At 44.7% G+C, this 16,739-nt stretch carries 12 protein-coding genes and 1 pseudogene; 7 read left to right on the top strand and 6 right to left on the bottom strand.

Annotated elements, in window-relative coordinates; translation table 11 throughout:
• Positions 1-329: 329 nt before the first annotated feature.
• A complete protein-coding gene (locus XZ46_RS21585; RefSeq protein ID WP_008053885.1) occupies positions 330-2,249 on the top strand; it encodes a GTPase family protein in 1,920 nt (639 codons plus the stop codon).
• A 515-nt stretch (positions 2,250-2,764) separates the two neighbouring features.
• Here the strand turns inward: XZ46_RS21585 and XZ46_RS21575 are convergent.
• Entirely contained in the window at positions 2,765-3,637 is an 873-nt protein-coding gene (locus XZ46_RS21575; protein ID WP_048895233.1) for an alpha/beta fold hydrolase, read from the bottom strand.
• 7 nt (positions 3,638-3,644) lie between these two features.
• Positions 3,645-4,232, bottom strand: a complete 588-nt coding sequence (locus XZ46_RS21570) for a hypothetical protein (protein WP_223064657.1) — start codon at positions 4,230-4,232, stop codon at positions 3,645-3,647.
• Positions 4,233-4,329: 97 nt separating this feature from the next.
• Here XZ46_RS21570 and rdgB point away from each other — a divergent pair, with 97 nt between their 5' ends.
• On the top strand, positions 4,330-4,911 hold the full coding sequence (gene rdgB, locus XZ46_RS21565; protein ID WP_006668525.1) for an RdgB/HAM1 family non-canonical purine NTP pyrophosphatase: 582 nt from the start codon (positions 4,330-4,332) through the stop codon (positions 4,909-4,911).
• Positions 4,912-5,025: 114 nt separating this feature from the next.
• Here rdgB and XZ46_RS21560 read toward each other — a convergent pair whose 3' ends face one another.
• The gene (locus XZ46_RS21560) at positions 5,026-5,364 is read right to left on the bottom strand and encodes a P-II family nitrogen regulator (RefSeq protein ID WP_006616905.1); all 339 of its coding nucleotides are present in this window, start codon (positions 5,362-5,364) and stop codon (positions 5,026-5,028) included.
• Positions 5,365-5,789: 425 nt separating this feature from the next.
• Between XZ46_RS21560 and ilvB the strand changes: the two genes are divergently transcribed.
• Entirely contained in the window at positions 5,790-7,628 is a 1,839-nt protein-coding gene (ilvB, locus tag XZ46_RS21555) for a biosynthetic-type acetolactate synthase large subunit (protein ID WP_008053882.1), read from the top strand.
• Positions 7,629-7,764: 136 nt separating this feature from the next.
• Here the strand turns inward: ilvB and XZ46_RS21550 are convergent, their stop codons facing one another.
• Positions 7,765-9,450 carry a glycosyltransferase family protein gene (locus tag XZ46_RS21550; RefSeq protein ID WP_008053881.1) on the bottom strand — a complete coding sequence of 562 codons (1,686 nt, stop codon included), beginning with the start codon at positions 9,448-9,450 and terminating at the stop codon, positions 7,765-7,767.
• A gap of 332 nt (positions 9,451-9,782) precedes the next feature.
• Here XZ46_RS21550 and glmM point away from each other — a divergent pair, with 332 nt between their 5' ends.
• The 4 genes from glmM to XZ46_RS21530 all read left to right on the top strand — a co-directional run bounded on the left by glmM (position 9,783) and on the right by XZ46_RS21530 (position 15,299).
• A complete protein-coding gene (gene glmM, locus XZ46_RS21545; RefSeq protein WP_006668522.1) occupies positions 9,783-11,246 on the top strand; it encodes a phosphoglucosamine mutase in 1,464 nt (487 codons plus the stop codon).
• A 156-nt stretch (positions 11,247-11,402) separates the two neighbouring features.
• Positions 11,403-13,031 carry a hormogonium polysaccharide biosynthesis protein HpsL gene (gene hpsL / locus XZ46_RS21540; protein ID WP_006623754.1) on the top strand — a complete coding sequence of 543 codons (1,629 nt, stop codon included), beginning with the start codon at positions 11,403-11,405 and terminating at the stop codon, positions 13,029-13,031.
• 284 nt (positions 13,032-13,315) lie between these two features.
• Positions 13,316-14,479 (top strand): hormogonium polysaccharide biosynthesis glycosyltransferase HpsO, encoded by a 1,164-nt coding sequence (hpsO, locus tag XZ46_RS21535; protein ID WP_006668521.1) that lies wholly within the window; start codon positions 13,316-13,318, stop codon positions 14,477-14,479.
• A gap of 316 nt (positions 14,480-14,795) precedes the next feature.
• Positions 14,796-15,299 (top strand): GNAT family N-acetyltransferase, encoded by a 504-nt coding sequence (locus XZ46_RS21530; protein ID WP_006623756.1) that lies wholly within the window; start codon positions 14,796-14,798, stop codon positions 15,297-15,299.
• Here the strand turns inward: XZ46_RS21530 and XZ46_RS21525 are convergent.
• Positions 15,270-16,157 carry an alpha/beta fold hydrolase gene (locus XZ46_RS21525; RefSeq protein ID WP_006623757.1) on the bottom strand — a complete coding sequence of 296 codons (888 nt, stop codon included), beginning with the start codon at positions 16,155-16,157 and terminating at the stop codon, positions 15,270-15,272. The two genes, XZ46_RS21530 and XZ46_RS21525, sit on opposite strands and share 30 nt — an antisense overlap.
• A 145-nt stretch (positions 16,158-16,302) precedes the next feature.
• A pseudogene (locus XZ46_RS21520) lies at positions 16,303-16,731 on the bottom strand (HNH endonuclease); the annotation flags it as partial.
• Between the last annotated feature and the right edge of the window lie 8 nt (positions 16,732-16,739).

The raw sequence follows: 16,739 nt of genomic DNA, 5'->3' as shown, positions 1-16,739 counted from the left end.
TCAACGACATTAAGAATTAATAAGAATTTATTGCCAATTATTCTCAAATTATTGACGAGTTTATAGGGGTTCTGGTAGACTGTAATTAATGTTACCCAAGGGTTTATTGTGCCTAAATGCCAAAAACAGGGTCTATAACCCTTGTCATATAAGGATTTAGCATAATTCGCCGTCTCAAACTTGCCTCTGGCGATGCACGAATTTTCCCGAAAAAATGGACAGCCCCCAATAGGCATCTTGACAAAAGAGACATTTTGTGAATACCATCGCCCACCAGTTCCAGACAATAGGCAGAAATATGAGCTGATCAAGACTAGGAAAATGGAGAAATGGTACACTTAAAGCCTTGGCAATGGGCAATTATAGTCAGTCCGATCGCGATCATAGTTGGATTTTTATTAATCTCAGCGGGGTGGCAAATTCATAGCTGGGGTATTAACTGGATCTGGGGAATTGTCACGCTGCTATTATTGGGGTGGCGATGGTTATTAGTAAGGTGGACAAAGCCAGTTCTTGCCCAGATAGAAGCGGCTCGTGACGAAGCAGCCGCCAAGTTTGAATTAACGGAAGAAATGGCAGCAGCCACGGGAGGGAGTGAAGCGATCGCCCAGGTAGAAAAAGCGGTACAAGACATCCTGATACAATCGCGAAATGATCCGCCATTTTGGTTAGACTGGGGGCAATTTTGGGAACGCTGTAAACAGCTAGTAATTGTGATTGCTAATATATATCATCCCGAGGTAAAATATCCCCTACTTGATATTTATGTACCCCAGGCTTATGGATTAATTCGGGGAACAGTAGATGATTTAGATCGGTGGATGCAAGAACTATCCCCAGTGCTAAATAAAGTAACGGTAGGACAAGCCTATCAAGCCTATGAAGTTTACCAGAAATTAGAACCCTCAGCCCGGAAATTATGGCAGGTCTGGAGTTGGGCTTCATGGATACTTAATCCGGTATCGGCGGCGGCGAGGTTAGCGAGTCAGAAACCGAGCAATAAAGCGACTCAAGAACTATTAGTTAATTTAGGTCAAATGATGCGAGAGGTAGCCCTACAAAACCTCTCCCGACAAGCGATCGCCCTTTATGGCGGCGAACAAATTCCCCTGACGGCGTTAACTGTTACCGAGGAAAATTTACCCCAGGCGCAAACCCAAACTTTACAGGAGATTATCTCCCAGGCTGACCCTCCCGAAAAGGTGGAACAAAAACCGGTTAGCATTCTGTTAGTAGGACGCACTGGGTCAGGAAAAAGCAGCTTAATTAATACGCTATTTCAAGCTAACCTCGCGGAAGTTGATGTTCTTCCCAGTACCGATCGCATTAAAAATTATCACTGGAGTACACCGACAGGAGAATCCCTAAATTTGTGGGATACTCCCGGTTATGAACAAGTGAAACGAGAAGACCTGCGGGAGTTGGTGGTTAGTGAAGCCCAAACAGCAGATTTGCTATTATTAGTCACACCCGCCCTCGATCCAGCCTTACAAATGGATCGGGATTTTTTGCAGGATATGCGTGTGGAAGTTCCTGACCTGAAAGCGATCGCTATTGTCACCCAAGTTGACCGTCTGCGTCCGGTCAGAGAATGGGAACCTCCCTATAATTGGGAAACCGGAAATAGACCGAAAGAAAAAGCTATTCGGGAGGCGACAGAATATCGTCACCAACAGTTAGGAGAATTTTGCGATCTGGTTTTACCCCTAGTTACCAGTGATTCCTCAACTCAGAGAAATCCTTGGAATGCTGAGGTTTTATCCAACCATTTAGTGGAAGCAGTCGGACCGACCAAACAATTAAGATTAGCCCGATTTTTACGAGAGCAAAAATCCCGCACTCTCGCCGCCGCTAAAATTATTGACCGCTATACCCGGCAAATGGCAACCACCCAAGGGTTAACAGCCTTATTAAAAAGTCCTGTCCTCAAATTTATCTCTACCCTCACCACCGGAAACCCTACCCTCGCCTATCTGTTGGCTGAACAAATACCCATAGAGCAACTTCCGGTGGCGATCGGTAAATTGCAGATGGGTTATGATCTGTTTTGTCTCCTCACTAGCGATCGCACTAAATCCCCTAATTTTGACCTTCTCGCCCTCTGGCCGCTACTTTTAAATAACCCCGATCCACCTGACCATAATGCTTGGGCTTTCGGACACGCTTTAGTTGAATACTGGACCCAAAATCTCACCGTTCAACAACTCGAAAAGCGATTTGATTACTATTTCCAATCCGAAAAAACCTAAGACACACCAGCCTACCCTACCCTACCCTACCCTACCCTACCCTCTCCCCCCTTCCACCTAACCCACCAGCAAATTTACCAAATTACATAAGTTTTGCTAATTTATACGGGGGAATAAATTTGACATCCAAAATATTGTTAATAATTGTTACAAATTTATTGAAAATTGCTCGCAAAAAGTTGACGAGACAATGGGGGTTGTGATACCATGAAATCAATCGCTCTCAAGGGGTTACTATGTCTATCCGCAAAAATAGAGGCTACAACCCCCATGCTATCGCGATTACAATTATTCTCTCACCAAAAGTTTAAGCTGGCGATGCACGAGTTTTGCCCCGAAAAGCGATCGTCTTTTTTCCGCCTATTGACAAAAACGCCATTATGTGCATATCGTGCCAACCTCTCCTCAAATGTAATTAATAATTAATAATTAATAATTAATGACCGGGTGGGGGCGGGTTTATTGATATTCTGGTGGGGAAATGTAATTGACAGCAGAACCCGCCCCTACAATTGTTAATTATCAATTAAAAATTCTTGAATTATTTTCATGTAATTTATAGAGTCTTCTAACATGGGGAAATGAGCAGTATTTGGCAAAATATTAAGCTGAACGTTAGGATTGAGAGTAGCCGCTTGTTTAGCCATTTCCATAGGGATAATTTGGTCATATTCCCCAGCTACCAAGAGGGTAGGAACTGTTAACTTTTTAAATTCTTCGGGAAACCATTGGGTAGCTTCTTTGCTCACGGATGTTAAAACAGTACCATAGGCGGCGGCAAAATCTGCTAATAAGAAATCCTCTAAAAATTCTCGGCTGACCTGACTAGGTAGGGGACGATGCAGAAATCTCGCCATAAATATTTGATGAATTAAAGGTAGTTGTGCCATCCATTTAGGGCGAAACATGACTACATAGCGACTGAATTTATGGAAAGTAGTAAAAGATTTTTCATCATATTCAAAAATACCACTACAGGTTAAGATAGCCCGAACTACCATGGACGGATAAAGATTCATAAAAATGGCAGCGACGGAAGCCCCCATAGAGTGAGCGTTAATATAGACTTTGGGAATATTTAAAGCCTGTAAAAGCGCGGCTAAATCCTGAGCATATTCGGTTAATTCATAACCTCGATCGCTATCATTTACAGCCGGGCGATTAGACCGACCAAAACCGCGCATATCATAAAGTAAACAATGAAAGCGATCGCCCAAAGCCATAGCGGTACTTTCCCAATAGCGACCCGACCCACCCCAACCATGAATAAACACCATAACCGGCTTATAAGTTTCCCCATGGTAGGGAGTTCCCACCCATTGATAATAGTGTTCTACGCCATTAATAGTAATATAAGAACTCTCGGTCTGCTGAGTTAAATTAATCATCAAGCTATCAATTTGGTAATTTGCCAAGTTTTTTTAATATAGCAAATATTGCCTCAGATGCCATCATAGGAGAAGCTGTTTTTAAGCCAACTAACCCAGTTTCCAGCCACCAGCCCCAGGTCTGGTGAGGAAATCGCCACAAGTCCAAATGTTCTACAGGCGGGTCAGCATAGAAACCACCATCACCCGCACCTAATAGCCCAGAACTCCAGTGAGTAAAGCGATCGTGACTGATACGGTAAAAGGGAAAATTCCCGACCCGACCAACACCCCAACCATCGATCGCAATTAATCCCCTCACCTGACCCCCTGATTGTTGCCATCTGTAAGCGCCTACCATAGCAGCCACCACACCCGCACTAAAACCAATAAATATCAATGGTGTGCTATGGCGCGCGCCAAGATTAGCCTGTAAAAACTCCCCCAGGGCTCGCGGTGAGAGAGGGGAAGATAGATCAGCCGGAAACACCAACAGCCCATTATCCCCCCAGTCTACTCCCAATCTATCCAAAAACTGAGCCGTAAAATGGGGCGGGTGAAATCCTGGACAGATAACAGTAGTTATAGTTGTTGAATTGTCAATTTCCGTAGACAAAACAATTAAACCCCTCAGCACCTCAGAAATTAATTATCAATATATATTAACCGTCTGGGGTGATTTATGCTAATCAAGCAGATTTCAGGTGCATGATATGACCAAACTATTAGTAGTGGCAACCGGAAACCCTGGTAAGTTAAATGAAATGCAGGCTTATCTAGGTGGTATCGATGTCAAATTGCAGCTTAAGCCGGATAATTTGGAGGTTGAAGAGACCGGAAAGACATTTTTGGAGAATGCCTGCCTAAAAGCCAGTGAAGTGGCAAAGGCGACGGGAGAATGGGCGATCGCAGATGATTCAGGACTAGCCGTAGATGCCCTAGGGGGAATGCCAGGAGTATATTCAGCCCGGTATGCGTCCACCGATAGCGATCGCATTAGTAAATTACTCAAAGAACTGGAAACCGCGGCCGACCGTAGCGCTCAATTTATTTGTGCGATCGCCATATCTCGTCCTGATGGTTCTATTGTCCAACAAGTCCAAGGAATATGTCCAGGAGTGATTGCCCAAACCCCCCAAGGTCAAGGAGGCTTTGGCTACGACCCCATTTTTTATGTTCCTGAGCAGCAAATGACCTTTGCCGAAATGTCTCCAGAACTCAAGCGAAAAATCTCCCACCGAGGAAAAGCCTTTGACCTATTACTTCCCCAACTGAGTGCCCTTCTCAAGGGATAGTCAACCCGGCCACTGATCGACATAGCGATCGTCTCAAGGCGTGGATAAGAAACTCCCACCACTACTTCCCCAGGTGGGAGAGGCTTCATGGCGGGGAATAATCGCGGAAAGCGTTTAAATTGCTTCTAGGTTCTTTTCTCCTGTGCGGATACGAATAATTTGCTCAACTGGAGAGACAAATATTTTACCGTCTCCAATTTCACCTGTACGAGAGGCCGATACGATTTTCTCTACAACCATATCAACGTGCTCATCTTCGACCACAATTTCCACCTTGAGTTTTTGTAGGAACTCAACTGTATATTCCGAACCCCGATAACGCTCAGTCTGACCCTTCTGGCGGCCAAACCCGCGAACTTCCGAAACCGTCATTCCAACAATGCCAGCATTGACCAGGGCAATCTTGACTTCATCAAGTTTAAATGGCCGAATAATGGCTTCTATCTTTTTCAAGGCTTTCACTCCTAACGCTTACTGTTTGACAATCCTACACTTGGCAGTTGGGTTTACTGCCTGCTGATCAGGTCTTCCAGGCAATCGGTCGAACTTTGTTTGAGATCAGCTCACCAGCTATCTAAGATACTACCAGTTCGATGCAAATCTCCCCAGGGAGTAGACATTCGACCCCGATTTATTCAGCCATACATAGCCCAAACCATTTGATATCACTATCAAAGCCCCGCAATTGGTAAATCGTGATACAATTGCAGGAAAGCCTCGACCCCCTAACCCTATCGGAGCCAACCGTTAGGCTTAATAGTGGTGGCTGAACAATGTAAAATCTTGTTAAAACCCTAACCGTCCAGTCCCCTTAAACAAAATCCTTATCTAAAATAGAGGTTTTAACTCAACAATATAGTTAAATTAGAGGAGCGATCGTGCAACTTCAAACTAAAATTGCTGCCAAGCGTGCAACAGGTGCGTTTGCGCTCATTGATAGTCTTAAACGTCATGGCGTACAGCACATTTTTGGCTATCCTGGTGGAGCCATTCTCCCCATTTATGATGAACTGTATCGAGCCGAAGCCGAGGGCGATATACAGCATATCCTAGTTCGCCATGAACAGGGGGCATCCCACGCGGCGGATGGGTATGCCAGAGCTACCGGACGAGTGGGAGTGTGCTTTGGTACATCAGGACCAGGAGCCACTAACCTAGTGACTGGCATTGCCACCGCCCACATGGACTCTATACCAATGGTAATCATTACCGGACAGGTAGCGCGCCCCGCCATTGGTACGGATGCCTTCCAGGAAACAGATATTTTCGGCATTACCCTACCGATAGTCAAACATTCCTATGTGGTTCGTGAACCGGGTGACATGGCTCGCATTGTCGCAGAAGCCTTCCATATTGCCAGCACAGGCCGTCCCGGTCCGGTACTCATAGACGTTCCCAAAGACGTAGGTTTGGAAGAATTTGACTATATTCCCGTTAATCCAGGAGAGGTTTCTCTACCTGGCTATCGTCCCACGGTTAAAGGCAATGTTCGCCAAATCAACCAAGCCATTAAACTTATAGAAGAAGCAGAACGTCCCCTGATGTATGTCGGTGGTGGGGCGATTTCGGCCGGAGCCCATGCAGAAATTGCGGAATTGGCAGAGCTTTTTCAGATTCCGGTAACTACCACATTAATGGGGAAAGGATCTTTTGATGAAAAGCATCCCCTATCTGTGGGAATGTTGGGGATGCACGGAACAGCCTATGCTAACTTTGCTGTTAGTGAATGTGATTTGCTCATAGCTGTCGGGGCTAGGTTTGACGATCGCGTTACCGGGAAACTTGATGAATTTGCATCTAGGGCGAAGGTGATTCATATTGACATTGACCCGGCGGAAGTTGGTAAAAACCGGACCCCGGAAGTGCCAATTGTCGGAGATGTTCGCCAGGTGTTGATAGACCTGTTGCGCCGCTGCCGAGAAATTGGAGATGTCGGGAACGATAATCAAACTCAATCGTGGTTAGAGCGGATTAACCGTTGGCGGGAAGATTATCCTCTGGTGGTTCCCTCTTATTCTGATAGCCTCTCTCCCCAAGAGGTGATCGCAGAATTAGGAAAAATGGCACCGGATGCGTACTATACCACGGATGTGGGTCAGCACCAAATGTGGGCGGCTCAATTTTTGAAAAATGGCCCCCGTCAGTGGATATCTAGCGCTGGGTTAGGAACTATGGGCTATGGTATCCCGTCGGCTATGGGAGCTAAAGTGGCTTTGAGCGATCGCGAGGTGATTTGTATTGCTGGGGATGCCAGTGTGCAAATGAACATCCAAGAACTCGGAACAGTAGCACAATATGGCATAAATGTCAAGACCGTAATTATTAATAACGGTTGGCAGGGTATGGTCCGCCAGTGGCAACAAGCCTTTTATGGTGAGCGTTATTCGGCTTCTAACATGGAAATCGGAATGCCAGATTTTGAAATGTTAGCACGTTCTTATGGCGTAAAAGGCATGGTCGTTAAGAGTCGTGACGAATTACACCAAGCACTAGCGGAAATGTTGGCTTATGAGGGTCCTGTGCTGATGGATGTTCATGTTACCAAGGATGAAAATTGTTATCCTATGGTAGCACCAGGAAGGAGTAATGCTCAGATGATAGGATTACCGGAACGCCGCCAGTTAGAAAAAGCGGTTGAGTTAATCTATTGCAGTAATTGTGGCGCGAAAAATGTCGCGAGTAACAATTTCTGTCCTGAGTGTGGCACTAAACTATAAACACTCCTCTATCACCTATCAGACATCAGCAATGATTCGGTGGTGCTTTGATTAGTCGATAAGTAGAGACAGGGTTGGTCTTGTCTCTACTGTGTCAATTCTCGATGAGGGGTTGTGCTGACACCTAGCAGTCAAGTTAATAGGGAGAAGCGGTTAACCTCCCGTCGGAATAGAAAATTAGATGGTCAGCCAAATCTGGATTTTTTAAGAGTAGCTGATATTGGGTGGGTGCAAACTTAATCACTTCGTAATCAAGAGTTTTTAAGGAATTTTTCGGCCAGGGTAAAAAGGAAGTTTCCGGGTTAGACAAGTTGAATTGATAAATCTCTGGGGTATCTTGTCTAATTAAAATTGTATCGTCCAATTCCCGTAAATTATGGTGCATGACTGTCTGAATGTTATTGGTGGTAAATTGTACCCTTTCAAAGGGTCCGTCACCGGGTTCGCGATTAAATGCGATCGCATATTTTTCACCTCCCCCAAATAGATACAAACCCTGTATTAAACCGGTCCGATAAATATAAGCACCCCGATAATTATCAGGAATAGCAGTAATAATAGCGGGGAGATTAGGGTGATCTTGTAACATTCCCAAAAGAATATTTTGAGAAATGGAACCAGCCACCCGCCAATTTTGGTTCAAAGATTGAACAGTTAACCCAAAAATCAACAGTAAAATTGAGGAAACCACCAAAATCAGCCGGATATTCATACACAAACACGCTAGGACTACGGCTAGATAAATTGACGCAAACCCAGAACCGAAATAGAGGTATCTTTCCCCTTGGGTATCTGTAATTGACACAAACACATTAATAGCAGGTAAAACCGCGACAAAAAAACTACCTGCTAAAAACAGCAGTAAAGGCGGGATACTTGGGTCGGGAGTGCGGCTTTTAAACAGTAAAGAAGTACAAGCCAAGGACAGGAGAACAATTAGCCAAAAAATCGATAACCACAGACTAAAACTAGAGTTAAAAATAGGGGGAAGAAAAGTTCTCGTTGGGTAGATAATCAAATTTTGGGCAATATGAGCGAAATCAAACCTTAAATGAATATCCTCGCCGTATCCCCCTACCAGTGTACCAATTTTGATAACTCTCCAGATAAAATAAACCGCCAAAACTGCCAAATATGGAATAATTAAGCCTAGTCTTTTTTTCCACAATTTACCATCTTGTTTATGGGTAAAATAATGGTAAATTTCAAACAAAATAATCAACCCAGGAAAGGTGACGAGAGATTCCTTGGATAACACTGCCATAAAAAATAGCAGCAGGGATAATATATAAGGATATTTATATCGGGAATTTCTGCCGATTAAATAAGCGATAAAAGCGACAAACCCAAAAAAGCTAGAGATGACATCTGTGCGCGCGGAAATCCAGGAAACTGCTTCGGTGTGACTAGGAAGTAGTAAAAATACAAACCCGGAAATATAGGGTAAAACTATTTTATAGTGGCGACGAATGGGAAAATTCCGAACTAATAAACTAGCAATCCAACCTACTGCTAAAGCATTGCTGAGATGGAATCCCAAATTAGTTAAATGATAACCGAGGGGAGAATTCCCCCAAATTTGATAATCTAGGAAACTGATTAAACTCAGAACCGGACGAAAAAACAAGGATTGACCATGTTGTTGATTGACCCACAATCCCCAAGGTCCGACCTGTTGAAAGATGGCAATTAAAACTAAATCATCTGACAGAAAAAATGAGTTAATAATAGGATAATAACAAACTATTCCGGCTAGAGCGATAATCACAACTAATATAGCCGGATAAATAATCAGCGATCGCCCTTGATTAATTTTGAACATTAAACTTAACTTTTCCCCGAATGATGAATTGAATATGCTCTCAGTATCAGTCTCGACCCCAGAGGCTGTCAAGGGATTGAGAATAACATAAAATCCTATCAATCCTATCAGTTGACCCTTAAATCTAGGAACCAAATAACCCCTAACTACGTCTAGCTAGGTCATGGCCATAATGATTAGCTGAGTGCTAATGAAAGGCGATCGCAAAACTTAAAATATCCTGATACGCTCCCAGACATCAACTCAAGACTTGAATTGTAGATCAAGGTTCCTCAGTTCCGGACGTGCTATCCTCCTCTGTGAGTGTGTGAACATCGAGAGGAGTGAATAACATGGTATCAACACCAGTCCCTTCCCAGAACATCAAACTATCCCGCCCAGTAGCAAATGCAGTCAACCCCGCCAAAACCCGTCCCGCATTTGGGGGGGAACTTCCTAGCAGTCCCCTATTTGGTACAGACGGCATTCGCGGGCGAGTCGGAGAACTTCTCAACGCGCCACTGGCGCTACAGGTAGGCTTTTGGGCCGGACAAATTCTCCGCCAGCAACAGGAAAATCTAGGGCCAGTCATCCTGGCACAAGATACCCGGATTTCGGGTAATATGTTAGCGATGGCCTTATCATCGGGGTTAACGGCAGCCGGACTAGAAGTATGGAATTTAGGAGTTTGTCCTACTCCGGGAGTAGCCTACCTCACCCAAACCTGTAAAGCTATGGGCGGGGTGATGATATCCGCCAGCCACAACCCCCCAGAAGATAACGGAATCAAATTTTTTGGCGCAGACGGCACAAAACTCTCCAGCGACCTCCAGAAGCAAATAGAAGCAGCCCTACGCGGGGCGGAAGCGTTCCCGGTTTATTCTGAGTCGTGTGGACAACATTACTACAGACCGGAATTAATCCAGAATTATGCTGATTCGCTATATGGTCCCCTGCTACCAACTACTAACCTACAGGGAATGCGGGTTGTGTTGGATCTGGCTTGGGGTGCGGCGGTAAATATTGCCCCCCAAGTATTTAGAGAAATGGGGGCGGAAGTAATTTGTTTACATGAGTCTCCCGACGGTCACAAAATTAATGTTAACTGTGGGTCTACGCACCTGGACCTACTCCGCCAAGCGGTTGTAGAACATCAAGCGGATTTAGGATTTGCTTTTGATGGGGACGCAGATCGGGTGTTAGCGGTCGATAGCCAGGGTCGTACCGTTGACGGGGACTATATCCTATACTTCTGGGGTCAGACCCTCAGAAACGCGGAGCAACTGCCCCAGGATTTGATTATTTCTACGGTTATGGCAAACTTGGGATTTGAGAGAGCCTGGGAAAAACTGGGAGGAAAAATGATCCGCACCCCGGTGGGAGATCAGCACGTCCACAGCGAAATGAAGCGCACGGGATCTATGTTGGGGGGTGAACAGTCGGGCCATATCCTTTGTCATCACTACAGCATCACAGGAGATGGTCTACTGACAGCATTACACCTAGCAGCTTTAGTGAAGCGATCGCAAAAATCGCTCAACCAACTGGTGGATGATAGTTTCCTCACCTATCCTCAACTGTTACGAAATGTCAGAGTTGAGAACCCGGACAGCCGCCGTAATTGGAAAAACTGCGAACCTCTACAAAATGCGATCGCTAATGCTGAAGCTGATATGGGGGATCAAGGTCGCATACTGGTGCGCGCTTCTGGTACTGAACCGCTGATCAGAGTTATGGTAGAAGCGGCTAACCCTAATCTGGTGCAATATTGGTGCGATCGCTTAGTGGGAGTGGTGCAACAATACTTAATTGCCTAATCTCTCCTCATGATGGGGATAACAGGGCGGATCAGATTCGGCAGTCCCCTAGTTGTTGGTATATAATTTGGATTAGCGTGACCAACCAAGGCGGTTTTTAGTCGGGGAGCAAGTTACAAATGCCTAGTTACTGCCCAACTTAGAATTGAACCCAAAATGGCATCTAAGACTAAATCTAAAAAAAAGAAGTCCCGGAAAAAAAACTCCAAACAACAGCAGAAAAAGCCGACCCTAACTAAAGCCCAACTTAAAGCTAAACAGCGCCAGTTTGCTAAAGACGTTAAAGCTGTTCTAGGCACTGTAATTCCCACTCTAATTGTTGGTGCGATCGTTGGGGTGGCTCTGTTTTTCGTCAAAGATGAAAAACTCGCCATTGCTGGTGGTGGTGGCATATTAGTCTTGGTTCTGTGCTATAAATACCCCCGCCATGGTCTGTGGGGTTTCCTAATCTATATGCCCTTCTCTGGAACTATTACTTACTGGATTGGGGGCGGAAATGTCATATTTCAGCTTGCCAAAGATGGCTTTTATTTTCCAGCCTTAGCTTCTATGTATAAAGACTGGAAAAGTAAAGGACTCCCTATCATTATTCCCAAGGCTATTAAACAACCTTTGCTCATTCTTTTGGGTTTTTGTATTCTCACCATCATTTGTGTGAATGGCTTGCAACAACTTGACCCCAGACCGGGCGATAAACCCATAGCTATGGGAATTTTGGGTTTAAAGGTATTTATGGGTTATATTCCACTAATGACCTGTGCCTACTACCACATTAGAGACAAAAAAGATTTGCTGTTTCTCACTCGCCTGACTCTAATACTGGCAATTATCTGTTGCCTTTTGGGGATGGTACAATACCAATTTCTTGCTAGTGGTCGCTGTCAAGGAACTGACCATCTGACAGGGGATGATCTGTTTCAAGCAACCATCGAGTATAAGTGTTTCGTAGGCGGTTCTTTAGTTTTTAGCCCCTCCCAAAATATGATCCGACTTCCGGGAACCTTTGTCGCTCCTTGGCAGTGGGCTTGGTTTTTAATTGCTAACGCATTTTTTACCTTTGCTACAGCCTTTAGTGATCCATCAGGGAAATGGCGTATAACCGGATTAATTGGCATGGCATTAGTATTTGTTAATGCTGTGATTTCTGGACAGCGTATTGCCTTAGCATTAGTGCCAGTCGTGACAATTATTCTACTGGTTCTCACTGGACAAATTGCTAATCTAAAGCGCTTTATTCCTATTGCTGGAGGTCTCGGATTACTTTTGAGTATAGTCATGATTACTAACCCAGAAGTAATTCAGGAAAGAGTTGATAGTTTTGTCAGTCGATGGAATGCTTCCCCCCCCACTGGCTTTATTTCTGACCAGTTTGATCACAGCAGTGGTGGACAACAGGGAATCTTTGGTAATGGTCTAGGACGGGCGACTAACTCGGCTCGTGTTTTTGGCAGAACTCGATTGATTGAAACTTACTATCCTAAACTCATTTATGAAATTGGACCTCTAGGGACTATCGCCTTTCTATTTTTTGTAACTGTGATTACTTTCACAGCTTTTAAAACTTACCGTTCCGTTAAAGACAAAAGTATCCGCAGTTTTGGGGCTTCTTTCTGGGTGTTTGTTTTGGTGATTAGTTACAACACCTATTATTATCCCCTCGATGTTGACCCGGTAGCGGTTTATTATTGGTACTTTGCTGGGGTTATCTATAAATTACCAGAAATTGATAAGCAAGAAATTAAACGACTCATAGAAGAAGGAGAATTAGATGAAGATGAAATCTAATATATAACAATCTTTTGATGAAAAACTTATCAAAAACTGGCAAGCATGATTAATAAATGCCTGGGAACACAGCCACAATTATTCCCCAAACACCTGGTGGTCTAGTTGGGTGTCTCCTGGTCTCTCAATTAGCTTTTTTGCCACAGTTAGGATAAACTATATTTATGGTATAGCACGGGTGAGCTGTTGATTAACTACGGCTTATTTAAGCCGTGGGAATATGCAATATCAATCATTAACCTTTACCCTCGACCTAATTAGCAAACAACAGGCAATTGATAGCCATGAAAATTATTGTCGCTAGTCACACTTATATTGTTGACCTCAACCGGGAGAAACTGCGGGTTTTAGCTAACCTTGAACCTGGTATTGAGGTGATCGTGGTTGTACCTCGTCTTTGGAACCCTGGCGGTGTCCAAAGTGAGCGGGTTAAATCTGAACCTGTGGATGAGGGGAATTTTCAGGTGGTTCCTATATCTAACCTCAGTCAAAATAACCAAGGTTTGCTCACTTTTGGTCTGGATCTAATTCCTCTGTTACAATCGTTTAAGCCTGATATTATCCAAGTAGAACAAGGGGCAAAAGCCTTAACATTTGCTGAATTTATTACTCTGAATAAACTGCTAGGAATAGGCGCTAAAAATGTGTTTTTTACCTGGTGGAATTTACCATATACTCTCAAATTTCCCGTGTCGCTACTGGAACAATATAACCTAGGTAACACTGATGGTATTATTGTAGGAAACCAGGATGGGGCGGAAATTTTGCGCGACCATGGATATCAAGGACCGATGGAGGTGATGCCCCAATTAGGAGTCGATGAAACCCTATTTAAACCGGAACCCCAACCAGAATTAAGGGCGGAACTAGGCATTGAACCCGATACGTTTGTGGTAGGGTTCGTTGGTCGGTTTGTGGAAGAAAAAGGACTCATCACCCTAGCTAAAGCATTAGCTCAGGTTAAACATCACCCTTGGAAATGGTTACTACTAGGGCGGGGAGAGTTGCGATCGCCACTTTTAGACCTAGCCCAAGAATTAGGCATTCAAGATAGGCTAATTATCGTTGAAAGTGTTGCCCATGACCGGGTTTGGCAATATATCAACGTCATGAATACCCTAGTTTTACCCTCAGAAACTACCTACAAATTTAAAACCCTAACTTCCGTGGGTTGGAAAGAACAATTTGGCCACGTTCTCATCGAAGCTATGGCTTGCCAAGTTCCCCTAATTGGTTCAGACTCTGGGGAAATTCCCTATGTAATTGACCAAGCTGGGTTAGTCTTCCCCGAAGGGAACCCCGAAGCCCTAGCCGACTGCCTCGAAAAGTTAATCAGTAACCCAGACCTTACCCAAGAGCTAGGTCAACGGGGATATGAGCGCGCCCAGTCCTGCTACACTAACCACGCCCTAGCCAAGCAACAGCTAGAATTCTATAAACAACTTTAACTCCAGGAAAATGCAGTATTTGCCAAGGACACAGGTTCCGCCATAGAAATTGGTAGTCTAAAATACCGATTTCTCTACAGTTACCCCTAATATTAGAAAGCGATCGCATTATGAAACCACCACTGGCAGCCCCAAATCCTTTCCGCGCTCTCAAGATTACTGACCAAAGCACTAACCAGACCATAAACTAGCCAAAGGCATATCTGAATGATTGTTTCAAGTTTATATTTAAGCTGCTGGGAATCAAATATTCACACTCAGAATATGTGGTCAAAGCCTGAGTGAGCAACTGCCAATAAACTGTGTACGGGAGTTTATGGAGAATAACTTGAAAATTCGTGATGCACTCGAAAACGATTTACCCCAAATTATCGAAATTTACAATTTAGCCGTTCCCCAAAAAATCGCCACGGCTGACCTAGAGCCAATTTCCGTTGAGAGTCGGTTAGGCTGGTATCGGGAATGTCAGTCAGCCCAACGTCCCCTATGGGTGGTGGAAATTGGCGATCGCATAATTGGATGGTTGAGCTTTCAAGCTTTCAAGAAGCGAGCCGCCTATGATGCCAGTGCCGAACTGAGTATCTACATCCACACCGACTATCAGGGACAGGGAATTGGCAAAAAACTACTCTATCAAGCCATAGAAGAAGGGCCAAAGTTTGGCTGTGAAACTCTACTGGCTCTAATTTTTGCCCATAACCAACCCAGCCTGAAACTCTTTGACAGTTTTGGCTTTCAACAATGGGGTTATCTCCCACAGATAGCTGTCATTGATGGAGTCAAACGGGATTTAGTGATTATGGGGCTGCACTTGTGTTGAGCCATGTTGAGCCAGAATATCCCGTAAGTGACCAACCACTTGCTCAGGCTGTTCGATCATGGCTAAATGTCCACAATTAGCAAGTTCAATCACATTTTGATAGCCACTGCGAAACAGATGATGAAAACTAGCCAGGTGGCGAACATATTGAGGTTCCATGATCTGATCGCACATTCCTGCCAAAAAATACACAGGCTGCTGTAATTGAGCCACCACTTGGGGGAGGCGATGCACTTCTGTCTCCGTAGTCGAATCCAATAAAGCACCTAAGGCCGCCTCTGGGTCCGCCATCACAAAATCAATTAATCGCTGGCGGCCCCATTCCCTAGAAACCGGACTAGCGACTTGCGCCCTGGTAAACAGCAAATCAATTAGAGGTAGGCAACAAAGCCATCGCGGACGAAACTTGACAATTTGTTCCCCTGTGACTCGGAAACGCTCAAATTCCTCTTTTAGGTAAATACCACCACCAGCATTCACGCAAACCACCCCCGCAATGCGATCACTCAATTGCTGTGCCGCTAATAGTGCGATCGTCCCCCCTAAAGAATGTCCCACAAGCCAAGCCTTAGAGATATTTAACTCCTCGAGTAATATCCCTAAATCCTGAGCATAAGAAGCCGGAGCATAGTCACAAGAATATGGATGGCGACTGGCTAACTGAGAATCGCCAAACCCTCGCAAGTCATAGCATAAGCACTGATACTGAGGTTTTAGGCGATCGATTACAGGTTGCCAATACCGACGACTCAGCAGCCAGCCATGAATAAATACAACAACATTGGACCCATCTATTGGCTCCGTCAGATCATAGGCGTGTCCAACGCTGTGGATTTTAATAGTTGCCATAGATAACATCCTACTCTGAATCCGTCACCAGCTAAAAACTTGCGTACTAAGCAGATGATTCCCCTATAATTGACATAATTAGGGGTCGAGAGAGATGTCACCATCTCCCCCTCCCATTCAGAACCGCACGTGAGAGTTTCCCCTCATACGGCTCCTAGTCTGATTGTTCCATTGTTATGGACACAGCGTTGGCGTTATCTAACGCCGTCTTATCATCGTGGCAGTGGCGGTGCAGTAGCTGAAGATTCTTGTATTCATCCTTTCCACCGTGGCTTCGAGCTACAATGTGGTCTACTTCAACTAGGTCTGATGGGGTAAAGTATTGCCCACACCAGGTACACCTGCCTTTTTGCTTTTTGAGTAGTTTGGCTACCTTTGCTGGCGTGTCGATTGCTTGTCCTTTTCTGGTTGCCCAGTAAGTCCAATTTCCGTCATAAAGTGTTGCTTCGGGGCGCACTAGGGTATGTCTGACAATCGGCGTGTAGTTATGTTTCCACAACTGATGACCGTCCTCGGTTTGGAATAACCAAGTTTCATGCCTTTCTTTCCCATTACTGAGCTTGACCGTTCCGGGTCTAAAGTATAGCACAA

It is taken from the genome of Limnospira indica PCC 8005, assembly GCF_000973065.1.
Taxonomy (GTDB): Bacteria; Cyanobacteriota; Cyanobacteriia; order Cyanobacteriales; family Microcoleaceae; genus Limnospira; species Limnospira fusiformis.
The sequence above is the reverse complement of the archived record's forward strand: the minus strand, read 5'-3'. Positions and strand labels throughout refer to the sequence as shown.

Bases quoted from the DNA above. Each gene is read 5' to 3' on its own strand.
- XZ46_RS21525 (WP_006623757.1), bottom strand. From the start codon at position 16,157: ATGTTATCTATGGCAACTATTAAAATCCACAGCGTTGGACACGCCTAT.
- XZ46_RS21530 (WP_006623756.1), top strand. From the start codon at position 14,796: ATGGAGAATAACTTGAAAATTCGTGATGCACTCGAAAACGATTTACCC.
- rdgB (WP_006668525.1), top strand. From the start codon at position 4,330: ATGACCAAACTATTAGTAGTGGCAACCGGAAACCCTGGTAAGTTAAAT.
- XZ46_RS21585 (WP_008053885.1), top strand. From the start codon at position 330: ATGGTACACTTAAAGCCTTGGCAATGGGCAATTATAGTCAGTCCGATC.
- XZ46_RS21550 (WP_008053881.1), bottom strand. From the start codon at position 9,450: ATGTTCAAAATTAATCAAGGGCGATCGCTGATTATTTATCCGGCTATA.
- glmM (WP_006668522.1), top strand. From the start codon at position 9,783: ATGGTATCAACACCAGTCCCTTCCCAGAACATCAAACTATCCCGCCCA.
- hpsO (WP_006668521.1), top strand. From the start codon at position 13,316: ATGAAAATTATTGTCGCTAGTCACACTTATATTGTTGACCTCAACCGG.
- XZ46_RS21575 (WP_048895233.1), bottom strand. From the start codon at position 3,637: ATGATTAATTTAACTCAGCAGACCGAGAGTTCTTATATTACTATTAAT.
- hpsL (WP_006623754.1), top strand. From the start codon at position 11,403: ATGGCATCTAAGACTAAATCTAAAAAAAAGAAGTCCCGGAAAAAAAAC.